10 protein-coding genes are annotated in these 11,590 nt (G+C 56.4%); 3 read left to right on the forward strand and 7 right to left on the reverse strand.

The features are described 5' to 3' along the window. Nucleotides 1-277 precede the first annotated feature (277 nt). On the forward strand, nt 278-1,021 hold the full coding sequence (locus J4P41_RS15210) for an SDR family oxidoreductase (protein WP_426067776.1): 744 nt from the start codon (nt 278-280) through the stop codon (nt 1,019-1,021). A gap of 29 nt (nt 1,022-1,050) precedes the next feature. Here the strand turns inward: J4P41_RS15210 and J4P41_RS15215 are convergent, their stop codons facing one another. The 3 genes from J4P41_RS15215 to J4P41_RS15225 form a co-directional block, all read right to left on the reverse strand. Beyond that, nucleotides 1,051-2,268 (reverse strand): MFS transporter, encoded by a 1,218-nt coding sequence (locus tag J4P41_RS15215; protein WP_426067777.1) that lies wholly within the window; start codon nt 2,266-2,268, stop codon nt 1,051-1,053. A 28-nt stretch (nt 2,269-2,296) separates the two neighbouring features. Beyond that, nucleotides 2,297-3,031 (reverse strand): carboxymuconolactone decarboxylase family protein, encoded by a 735-nt coding sequence (locus J4P41_RS15220; protein ID WP_426067778.1) that lies wholly within the window; start codon nt 3,029-3,031, stop codon nt 2,297-2,299. A gap of 89 nt (nt 3,032-3,120) precedes the next feature. Next, nucleotides 3,121-3,705 carry a flavodoxin family protein gene (locus J4P41_RS15225; RefSeq protein WP_426067779.1) on the reverse strand — a complete coding sequence of 195 codons (585 nt, stop codon included), beginning with the start codon at nt 3,703-3,705 and terminating at the stop codon, nt 3,121-3,123. Between the two features lie 167 nt (nt 3,706-3,872). Between J4P41_RS15225 and J4P41_RS15230 the strand changes: the two genes are divergently transcribed. Both J4P41_RS15230 and J4P41_RS15235 read left to right on the forward strand, forming a co-directional pair. Then, nucleotides 3,873-4,793 carry a LysR family transcriptional regulator gene (locus J4P41_RS15230; RefSeq protein ID WP_426067780.1) on the forward strand — a complete coding sequence of 307 codons (921 nt, stop codon included), beginning with the start codon at nt 3,873-3,875 and terminating at the stop codon, nt 4,791-4,793. Nucleotides 4,794-5,093: 300 nt separating this feature from the next. Further along, nucleotides 5,094-6,077: an aldo/keto reductase gene (locus tag J4P41_RS15235; protein WP_426067782.1), complete on the forward strand. Its 984-nt coding sequence runs from the start codon at nt 5,094-5,096 to the stop codon at nt 6,075-6,077. Between the two features lie 74 nt (nt 6,078-6,151). Here the strand turns inward: J4P41_RS15235 and J4P41_RS15240 are convergent, their stop codons facing one another. The 4 genes from J4P41_RS15240 to J4P41_RS15255 all read right to left on the reverse strand — a co-directional run bounded on the left by J4P41_RS15240 (nt 6,152) and on the right by J4P41_RS15255 (nt 11,242). Then, entirely contained in the window at nt 6,152-7,024 is an 873-nt protein-coding gene (locus J4P41_RS15240) for an aldo/keto reductase (RefSeq protein ID WP_426067783.1), read from the reverse strand. A 76-nt stretch (nt 7,025-7,100) separates the two neighbouring features. Beyond that, entirely contained in the window at nt 7,101-8,462 is a 1,362-nt protein-coding gene (locus tag J4P41_RS15245; RefSeq protein WP_426067784.1) for a c-type cytochrome, read from the reverse strand. A 57-nt stretch (nt 8,463-8,519) separates the two neighbouring features. Further along, nucleotides 8,520-10,775, reverse strand: coding sequence for a molybdopterin cofactor-binding domain-containing protein (locus J4P41_RS15250; protein WP_426067785.1), 2,256 nt, complete (start codon nt 10,773-10,775; stop codon nt 8,520-8,522). Between the two features lie 2 nt (nt 10,776-10,777). Further along, complete coding sequence (locus J4P41_RS15255) at nt 10,778-11,242, reverse strand: (2Fe-2S)-binding protein (protein ID WP_426067786.1); 465 nt, start codon at nt 11,240-11,242, stop codon at nt 10,778-10,780. Nucleotides 11,243-11,590: the final 348 nt, after the last annotated feature.

The raw sequence follows: 11,590 nt of genomic DNA on the forward strand, positions 1-11,590 counted from the left end.
CCGAGCAAGACGCTCTTCAACATCAAAGAAACCTGGTTGCTTCATAAGCCAGCCCCCCACTCTCCACATGAGGAATGGAATCACACAGAGGGCCCAAAAACCAGAGGGTTTTTCGAACCCTCCAGTTGTAAAGCCGTATACTGATGAAATGCGTCATCCACCTTGAGGTTGCGTCGCCAATCCGGAGAAAAGCAGACACGAAAACACACCTGATACTTTGAAAAACTTGATCTGTTTTTATAGACAAACACTCAAACCGCGTAGGACTCTACCATAAATGATTAAAGATAAAGTCGTCCTCATCACGGGCGCTTCCTCAGGGATTGGCGAAGCAGCGGCAAAGCTACTGGCAGCAAAGGGGGCAAAAGTTGTCCTCGGTGCGCGCCGGGAAAGCCAGCTGAAGCAGATCGTGACTGACATTGAGAAAGCCGGCGGTCAGGCTGGCTATCAGGTTCTGGACGTCACGAAGCCATCTGATAACGAACGCATCGTACAATTCGCCAAGGATACGTTCGGCCATGTGGATGTCATCTTCCTGAACGCGGGCCTCATGCCCAATTCTCCGGTTTCAGCACTCAAAACCGATGACTGGAACAGGATGGTCGACGTCAACATAAAGGGCGTCCTGAACGGCGTGGCAGCCGTCATGCCGACTTTTCTGGAGCAGAAATCCGGACAGATCATTGCGACGTCATCCGTTGCCGGCATCAAGGCCTATCCGGGATGCGCCGTCTATGGCGGCACGAAATGGTTCGTGCGCAATTTCATGGAAGTGCTGCGTATGGAGTCCGCATCCGCGAACAGCAACATCCGTACCGCAACGCTCTACCCCGCTGCGATCAACACCGAGTTACTTGATTCCATCACGGACAGTGCCGTGCAGGAACAGATGCAGGGTCTTTACAAGACGTATGGCATCTCGCCTGATCGCGTTGCCGAAGTCGTTGCGTTTGCCATCGACCTGCCGGAAGACACCACTGTCAATGAATTCACGGTCGGTCCTGTAAACCAGCCCTGGTAACAGGCAGGCCTATTGTCAGGCCCGCTCCTTTACGGGCCTGACATTTCCGCTTCGTTTTTCCGGTTTGAAAATATCCGCGCGTTCACGAGAATAATCATCAACGCCGCAGCGATAAAACTCACGGAAAGCAACGGAATACGAGCAGCCCCGAGGCGGTCAAAAACCAGACCTCCAAGCGCGCCTCCACTGAAAATTCCAGTGTTGTAAACTGTCGTCAACATCGCTGTCGCCAGTTCCGCATGAGCACGCCCGGCAATCCGGGCTGTTGCCGATTGCAGGATCGTTGGCAATCCGCCAAATGAGCACCCCCACAAGAAAATCATCACAACTTCGATTGCCGGGGAACGGATCAAAAAAAGGACCAGAAGCGACACCACCGTCAGTGCAGGCGCCGTAACCGCGACACCAAACTGAGATTTGTCAGTCAGCCGGCCTACCGTCGTAACTCCTATCAGGGCGCCACTCCCGAAAAGCAGCAAGGCCTCGGTCGTTCCATGCGTCAAACTCAGCATTCCGGCAAACGGTGCGATATAGGTGTAAAGAGCATAATGTGCGATGATGCCCAACAGCGTCACCAGCAACACCTGCCGCATTCCCGGAATACGTGCGACATGTTTTATGGAAGACGCCTGCTCTTGCTCCAGCCCGGAAACAGACGGAAGAATAGCCAGTACCCATGCGACAATGCCGAGCGCCACAGCCGACAGCAACGCGTAACTGACGCGCCAGCCCAACATTCCCCCCATCATGGTCCCGAGAGGCAAGCCCGCGACCATCGCAACGGTGCTCCCCACCAGCGTCATTGCAACGGCCCGCCCGACATTTCTGCCGTCGCTGATCCTGACTGCGAACCCGATCACGACAGGCCATGCAACGCCCGCCGCAAGACCAGCAATGATCCTGGCAGCCACTGTAAGAGCATAAGACGCTGACAGTGCCGTCACGCTGTTTGCCAGCGCAAAACAGAAAAGCAGGCCAATCAGGAGAGGTCTGCGTGGAAGGCGTCTGGTCAGCGCCACGATTGGAATGGCAGCCGCCGCGGAAGCCAGCGCGTAAACAGAGACAAGCAGACCAATCGCAGAGGGCGCGACATCAAGATCCTGCGCCATAGCCGGCAGAACACCCGCCGGCATGGTCTCGGTCACAATCATCAGAAAAGCTGTCGTCGTCAGCGGGAGCAGAGCGCCAATCCGCGTTCGACCACCGGGCAAGTCATGATCCAGTCGGGCGTTGGGAGATGTCGTCACACTCTGTTTTTTCCTGAACGACAGGCCATTACGTAGGGGTTAATGGCTCCTGGGTGCTTTGTGCCCTGATAAACTCGGCGAGGACACGGGCTGAGGAAATTGCCCGCGGCCAACCAATATAGAACGAAAGATGCGTGACAACTTCGGAAAGTTCGTCCCGCGTCACGCCCATCTTGACGGCTTTTCCAAGATACATCGCCAGAAACTCATTCTGCCCGGAGCCGATCATGGCACTGACAGTCACGAGATTACGGTCTCTTGGCGTCAGGCCAGGACGCAACCACACATCTCCATACAGCAGATCGTTCGTAATCTCGACAAGGCCCGGCACAACCGTCCCGAAACGCTCCTGAAGCAGGGCAACCCGGGCCGCATCTCCCGGAAGCGCCTCATCAACTGACAACAGATCCGGACTCACAGGCGGCAACTGATCCACTGACACACCGCGTTGCTCGAAAATCCCCTTCAGGGAAACAACCGCATTAAACGCCGTGGACCACCCCGCATAAAAAGCGACATGCGTGATGAGTTCAGACAGTTCACCTGGTGTCACACCACTGTCAAGCGCCCTGGTGAAATAATGCGCGAACCCGATCGTCCGCTCCCCAGCCACGAGAGCGGAGACGGTAACGAGACTTCGGTCACGTGCGGAAAGACCGGAGCGCGCCCACAGATCCCGAATAATTGCGGTTTCCGTATAATGCGCCAGAGCAGGAGCCACACCGCGCACATCTTCCAGCGTCAGAGACAGAGTATTGGACATCGTCTTGCTTCCTCCATGGCACCGCTCGAAGCGAAAGAGACGATGCTCTTCCGGTGCCGCATACGCGGCATAGCCGAGCGTTTCAAAAGTTACTTGCCCTGTGTTGAACCCGAGACAAAGCGCTGGGTGATTTCCGCCACGCGCTGTCCAAGGTGGGCTGCCGTGTCGAGATCGCTCTTGATCGGCGTCACATCCGGGGCCTGATCATTGTTGGACTGCGCCATGGCGCCCAGCCAGCTTCCGATGCGGTTCAGATCGTTCACACTGCCAGTGCTGCTGCTGTTGCCGGGCATCAGGCCGAGATTGACCCACGTCATGCCATGCTGGGCAGCAAAGAGCGCGATGGACACCAGCGAGTTGAGCTTGTCACCGTGCTGTGCACCAGAGTTGGTGAACCCCGCCGCAATCTTGTTAAGCCATTTCTGTTCGAACCATGCCGTCTTGGTCGAGGCTTCCATGAATTCCTTGAATTTCGCGCTGATCAGGCCGTTATAGGTCGGCGAACCAAAGATAATCGCATCACTGGCTTCCAGCGTGTCCCAGGGAATCTCTCCGTCACCGATGGACACGAGGTTCACATCAGTTCCCGCCACGCGACGCGCGCCTTCCGCAACCGCTTCTGCCTGCCTCGCGGTATGGCCGTAACCACTATGATATACGATAGAAATCAGCATGATAGATAATCCTGCACTATGTTTTTGCCGCAAAGGGCGGGCAAAGAGCGACACTCTTCCCACCAACTCCACGCTGGGTTTCGTTGAGTTTATAATGTAGAATAAGAAGAGCGTGTGGCGAAATCCATTCCCATAATACGAGCGTATAATTCTACAATAAGGGCACCATGCACCACCGCCTTGAAAACATATCCGTCTTTGTCGAAGCCGTTGAGGCAGGCGGTTTCTCCCGCGCGGCAGAGCGTCTCGGTCTGTCGCGCTCCGCTGTGGGAAAGGCTGTCGCACGACTGGAGGAACGGCTTGACGCCAGGCTCTTCAACCGGACGACGCGCGTTCTCACCCTGACCGAAGAAGGGCAGATCTATTACGATAAATGTCGGCGCGCCCTTAAGGAATTACGCTCGGGAGAAGAACTGCTCCACGCAGGTCGTACCGAAGTCGGAGGCAAGGTCCGCGTGTCGATGCCAATCTTGTTTGGTCGCCATTGCGTCACACCGATTCTTTTGGAACTGGCTCGCCAATATCCCAATCTTGATCTTGATCTGCGCTTCAGCGATCTCCTTGTGGACGTGATAGGAGAAGGCTTTGATCTGGCAATCCGCCAAGGTCCGATCGCAGACGGAAGTGGATTGCGCATTCGAAAAATATGCAGTCAGAATAAAATTGTTTGTGCTGCACCATCATATTTTTCCGAACGTGCCAAACCTCAAACAATTCATGATCTTGAGATGCACGATGCCTTGGTTTACTGGCGTTCAAACAGGCTTTTTCCGTGGCAGTTAAGGGATCTGGACGGCAATCTACAGACCTGTAGATTAAAGTGGCGTCTTCAGTTCGACAATCTCGAGGCGATTGTCGATGCTGCCGTGGCAGGACTAGGGATTGCGTGGTTGCCTGACTGGCTTATCAGACCTCATCTGAATGAAGGTCGCCTTCTCTCTCTCCTGGACGGATGTCCCTCTACTGCTGTTGACACGTTCGCTGTCTGGCCAGAAACGCCAACATTACCCAAACGTCTGCGTGTAATTGTCGATACTTTGGTTGAAAAATTGCCCGGTATCAGTCAAGAAGATCCGATGCCCCACTAATGTAATTGAGTAAAAATGGCCCTGTTGTAAGGATGCTTTAAACCATACACAGTTTACTCACACTCATGAGAATACCTCATGACCATGTCTATAATGAAAAGGCTAATCCCTGCCTGGGAAAAGGGCTATCCTTCCGTCATTAGCGCCTTCATCAAAAGCTGATCGATAGACAGAGCTGTTTCAACGGATAATGGGCGGCCCAAATACTCACCTGAAAGGTCGCTTCAGGCTCCTGTCATTCGAAAACAGAAAAGAATTTACCGCAGTAACGAGGCGCGATCAAACACGGAAGGATTGACCATGCACTATACATATCTTGGTCGGACAGGTCTAAAAGTCAGTAAGGTCTGTCTGGGCACCATGAATTTCGGTATGGTTACGGATGAGCCAACGGCTTTCACTATCATGGACGCTGCGCTGGACTCCGGGATCAATTTCTTCGACACCGCCGACGTTTACGGTGGGCCACAAACACCGGACATGGCACAGGGTTTTGGCACATCCGAAGAGATCATCGGCAACTGGCTCTCAAAAGATACAAATCGCCGGAACCAGATCGTCCTGTCCACCAAGGTGTACCAGCCGATGGGTCTGGGTCCGAACGACAAATATCTGTCAGCCTATCACATCAGAAAGGCCTGTGAGGACAGCCTGCGACGCCTCAAGACAGATCATATCGATCTGTATCAGATGCACCACATCGATCACCGGACACCGTGGGAAGAAATCTGGCAGGCAATGGAACTGCTCGTTCAGCAGGGCAAGGTACTTTATGTCGGCAGCAGCAATTTCGGCGGCTGGCACATTGCCACCGCACAGGCCGCTGCCAAGGCCCGGAACTTCATGGGGCTGGTCTCGGAACAGAGCCTGTACAACCTGACCGCCCGCATGATCGAACTTGAGGTCATTCCCTCCTGTCGGCACCATGGTCTCGGCATCATCCCGTGGAGCCCACTTGGCGGCGGTCTGCTCGGTGGCGTTCTGGGCAAAGAAAGCGGGACGCGCAGAGCCAGCAAAAGCAAGGAAATCGAGAAATACCGACCACAGCTTGAAGCCTATGAATCCCTCTGCGCGGAACTTGGCGAACAGCCCGCTGACGTCGCATTGGCCTGGCTGCTCCACAACCCTGTCGTGACAGCCCCAATCGTGGGCCCCCGCACGCAGGAGCAGTTGGCAAGCAATCTTAAAGCACTGGACGTTTGTCTCTCTCCAGACACATTGAAGCGTCTGGATGAAATCTGGCCCGGCCCCGGCGGTGAAGCGCCCGAAGCTTACGCCTGGTAAAAACCTGCCCTCTTCCGACTGCCACTTCCCCCTGACACCAGCACGCCTGCCTGTGTCAGGGGGGCGATACCCTTTTATAGACTTCTCGACGCGGCATCGAGCTGGTCGAACTCTTCATCCGAAAGCGTAATCGCAGCCGCAGCAACGTTCTCTTCCAGATGGCTGACACGGCTGGTTCCCGGAATGGGCAACATCACGGGACTACGCCTGAGGAGCCATGCCAATGCGATCTGACCCGGTGTCGCACCATGTGTTCTGGCAATGCTATCGACAATCCCGCCCGGCTTTGCCAGTTCGCCTGCCGCCAGAGGAAACCAGGGCATAAAACCGATGCCATTGGCTTCACAGTATTCCAGCACATCTTCATCCGCACGGTCGGTCAGATTGTACCGGTTTTGAACAGTAGCGACCGGGAATATCTTTCTGGCAGCCTCAATCTCCGCGACCGACACCTGACTCAACCCGGCATATCGGATGAAGCCCTGATCGATAAAGGAGCGGATGGTCTCAAACTGTCCCTCTGCGGGAAGTTTGGGATCAATCCTGTGAAGCTGCCAGAGGTCAATCCGTTCAACCTTCAGCCGCCGAAGGCTCAGACGAACAGCCTGCCCGAGATAGTTAGGGTCTCCGACCTGCGGCCATTGTCCTTCCGTCCGGCCAGGACGAACCAGACCGCCCTTCGTCGCAATGGTCAGGCCCTTGTAAGGCGCCAGAGCTTCCCCAATCAGATCCTCGCTGACAAAGGGACCATAACTATCCGCGGTATCGATAAAATTGACACCGATTTCCGGCAGGCGGCGCAAGACGCGCAGGGCCTCTTCCCGGTCTTCAGGCTCTCCCCACACACCCGGTCCGGTAAGGCGCATTGCACCAAACCCTAGACGATGAACGGAAATTTCTCCGCCTAGCAGGAACTCTCCGGAAAGACTGGCATTAATTCGTGTCATGTCGGCATCCTTCATCACGCATTCGGCGCCTGCACTCGGGCATCGTAACACTCGTTTTTTTCAATCCCCGAGAAATTCAACGAGTTTTCAAAATAACCGGACTGCTGCTGGCAGGAACGGTTTGCTCCCTGAGTTTTTTGACGTCCCCTTTCGCCACGGGAGACTGCCGGTTTCCCCACGAGGATCGGACAAAAGTCAGCACATCTGCGATTTCCCCGTCGGAGAGCTGCTCGCGATATGACGGCATCCGGTAGGAATCCGGCACACCGGCCGCGACGACACGGCCAGACCCGTTGAGTGTGACGTTGATGAAAGAGGAACTGTCCGCCACCAGAGATGAGGCGGCTCCTGCCAGCGGCGGAACCCACTGCCCCTGCCCGCGCCCATCCGCCCCATGACAGAAACTGCACTTTGCCATGTAGGTCTGCGCACCGGGGATGCCCTGCCGTCCGGCGGGTTGGACAACCGCAGCCTGTGTCGGCTCATACTTCCACGGCGTTCCGTCACGTTGCGCGTTGCCAGGCAGAGACTTGAGATAATGCGCAACTGCCCGCAGATCATCATCCGAGAAAAACTGCGTCGAGTTGTTGAAAGCCTCTGTCATGGAGCCGAACACGACAGCATGGTCGTTCCGGCCAGTCTTGAGAAAACGGAAGACATCGTCCTCGCTCCACCGGCCCAGACCCGTGTTGGCATCGTTGCGCAGGCTGGGCGCAAACCAGCCATCGATCAGAGCGCCGGAGACAAAGGCCGCACTATGGCTGTCTGTCCCCTTTTCGTTGAAGGCCAGACTTCGCGGCGTATGACAGGCCCCGCAGTGCCCCGCCCCTTCAACAAGATAGGCCCCGCGGTTCCATTGGGCATCTTTCGACGTGTCCGGGCGATAAACGTCTGACGGGGCAAAAACCACATTCCAGAAAGCCAGAGGCCAGCGCATGTTCAGCGGCCAGGGGATCGTGCTTTTCCGGTTTTCCAGATGAACGGCCGGGACGCCCTTCATGAAATAGGCATAAAGCGCTTTGACATCATCGTCAGAAAGCTTGGCATAGGACGGATAGGGCATGGCCGGATAAAGACGGTGCCCATCCTTTGCCACGCCGGAACGAAGCGCCCTGTCGAAATCTGCCAGCGTATAGGCCCCGATCCCCGTCTCACGGTCAGGCGTGATGTTCGTGGCGAAGATTGCGCCCATCGGCGTCACCATCTTCAGGCCCCCGGTATAGGCTACCCCACCCGGCACACTGTGACAGGCCACGCAATCCGTCAGACGGGACACATACTCCCCTCGCGCCACGAGTTGCGCCGACGGCTCTTCCTGAGAACCGGTTTTCTCAAAGGACGACGCAGGGAGACGGGTCACGAACCATGCCGTTCCCGCAGCCAGAACAGCCGACGCAGGGATCACGACTGCGAAAATTTTCTTCAGGCGGTTAGTCATGTTCAGTTCCGCACTCTTTCTGCTGCACGCGGGACGTGCCAGACGACGATCAAAGTCTCAGCTTGCAAAGTCATGACGTGACAGCGGCATGCTTCGGATACGCCGCCCGGTCAGGGTCGAAACCGCGTTCGCCACTGCGGGTGGGATGGCAGGCAGCGGTGGCTCTCCGACGCCACCCATCTTCTCGCCACTCTCGACAATTTTCACATGCACACGAGGCATCTGATTCAAAGCGAGAATTGGGTAGCCATCATAGTTCCGCGCGCGCGGCATGCCGTTCTCGTAAACAGTCTCTTCAAGAAGCACCTGAGACAGTCCGAGAGCTATGGCCCCATTGACCTGCGCTTCCACAATCGCGGGGTTTACGACCTTTCCAGGATCGATGGCTTCCCAGACCTCGTGCACCCTGACACGCCCGTTCTCGAGCGACACTTCCGCAATCGCCGCCGCTTCAGACCCGAAAGGTGACGCCATGCCAACCCCGCGCGCGCGGCGTGAACCATCCGCCGCCGTAAACGGGCCACGCTTCCAGCCACCGGACAGATCTGCGACCGCCCTGAGCAGAGTCGTCAGGCGCCTGTTATCCCGAAGCAGGTGCAACCGAAGCTCGTAGGGGTCCTGATGTCCCTTGTCCGCAAGTTCGTCCAGAAATGTTTCATAGAGAAAGTCATTCATGGAATTCCCGACGGAACGCCAGTATCCCAGCGTCGCCGGATTTCTGACGAACAACTGGGCGATCCGACGGTCGGGAATATCGTAGGCCTTGTTGGTCAGTCCTTCGAGGGCTGTCGGATCAAGGTCTTTTCCGCGCTTCGTCCCGAGACCTTCCGTTGCTCCTTCCGTAGCGCTGACGACGTCAAGCGCAACAGGACGACCAGTGGCATCAAGCCCCGCACGGAACCGCACGGCCGCCATGGGACGCAGGGCATCGCGCAGGAACTCTTCCTCACGGGTCCAGATCAGCTTGATGGGCCGACCCGTCGCTTTGGCGAGCGCAATGGCCTGCGGATAGGGGCTACCATGGTCGTAAAGGAAATGACGTCCGAAAAACCCACCCAGTAATGGCGAATGAATCGTGATCTTTTCGACATCCATCCCGGTGCGCCTGGCCATATCGGCACGGAACATGTCGGGCGCCTGATTGGGGAGCCAGACATCGAGTGTTCCATCGGGATTATACCGTGCCAGCGCGGAAGGAGGCTCAAGCTGCCCATGGTTCACGTACTGGCTGAAATACGTTGCCTCGACGACTGTATGGGCGTTTTTCAATCCACGCGTCACATCGCCTTTGGTCTCCGCGTTCTCTTCTTTCCCGGATACTGTCGCAAGGTGTTTCCTGAACTCTTCCGTCGAAAAATCCGCTGGCATCACACGAATGTCTGAGGCTGCCCCCGGTTCAGCCTCGACCCAGTTCACCAGCAGAGCTTCAACCCCGCGTCTGGCATGCCACCACCGCTCGGCCACGACCGCCACCGCCCCCGGCAGACGATGAACGGAGTGAACACCCTTCATCTGGCGCACCTGTTCTTCGTTGCGAATGGAGCCAACCGTCATGCCAAGGCGCGGCGCATGCTGGACCGCTGCGTGCAGCATACCATCAACCCGCACATCAATTGCGTAGTCGACCTTGCCTGTCGATTTCTCGTTAATATCCAGCCGCTTGACCGACTTGCCGATCCAGCGGAACTGCGACGGATCTCTCAGCTTTACGCTGGCCGGATCAGGCACCGGGAGATCCATGGCCACATGCGCCAGGTCTCCATAATTGACCGTTCGGCCCGATGCGGCATGAACGACCTGTCCCGGTTGAGTGGTCAGCTCTGACACGGGAACACCCAGATGCTGCGCCCCGGCCTGAAGCAGCATCTCACGTCCGAGCGCACCGAGACGCCGCATGGCCGGATAGCCGTTCCGCACCGACATGCTCCCGCCCGTGATGCGCATACCGCTGTCCATCACAGCGTATTCATCCCCTGCCGGGGCATTTTCAACAAGGAAAGTCGAAGGGTCCGCGTCCAGTTCCTCGCCGACGATCTGCGCCATGGCAGTGAACGTTCCCTGCCCGCCTTCAATGAAGGGGCTTTGCAGGCGCACGGTATTATCCGGACGGATTTCCAGGAAGGCTGGGACCTGTGTGCCCCGATATTTCGGTCCCTGCGCGGCCTGAGCGCGCGCCTGTCGGGTCGGCAGACCGAAACCCAGCACGAATGCACCCGTTGCAGCGCCTGCCGATGTCAGCATAAAGCGTCGTCTGGACAGATTGACCGGGCCATGCTGCATCAGGGGAGCATCATCAAAAAGACCGTTCACCATTCTTATGCTCCCCCGTCCGTTGAACCGGACGCCAGATCATGAATAGCGGCACGAATGGCGTTATAGGTTCCGCAGCGGCAGAGATTGACCATCGCTGCGTCGATGTCGGCATCCGTGGGGTGTGGAATCTGCCTGAGCAGTGAGGTCGCGGCCATGACCTGCCCGGACTGGCAGTAACCACACTGGGGCACCTGATGTTTCACCCATGCAGCAACCACACGCTTGCCAAGATCATCCTGCTCGATCGCCTCGATGGTCGTGATCGACGCTCCTGCCACTTTTTCAACAGGTGTCACGCAGGACCGCACGGCCTGGCCGTCGACCAGCACAGTGCAGGCCCCGCACTGCGCCAGCCCACAGCCATACTTTGTGCCCGTCATCGCAAGATCGTCGCGCAGAACCCAGAGCAACGGAGTATCCGGTTCGACATCTACATGGTGCTGAATACCGTTGATGTTCAACTCCATGAGACCCTCGTCAATTTTTATCTGATTAGTCTATGCCGTGAATTCGCTTGTTGATAGACCGCGCACGCTTTTTACATCGGACTATACGGAAACGTTTCATGATAAAGACAACAAATGTTGGAACTTTCTTTGTTCTTAATAAACGTTTCCTGTGCATAGGATAACCCACGAAAAATAGATTTCGGTCATGAATCACACTCATTAATGCGGTCTGGTTGCATTAGGCTCAGGACCCATTGATTTGATTAAGGAAATCTGATTCAGGCTCTGTGAGGAGACTGGAGATGAGCGACCTGTTTTGGCTGACGGATGAACAGATGGATCGTCTGCGGCCCTTTTTCCCAAAGA

The organism is Gluconobacter sp. NFX36 (assembly GCF_049887835.1).
Lineage (GTDB): Bacteria > Pseudomonadota > Alphaproteobacteria > Acetobacterales > Acetobacteraceae > Gluconobacter > Gluconobacter japonicus_A.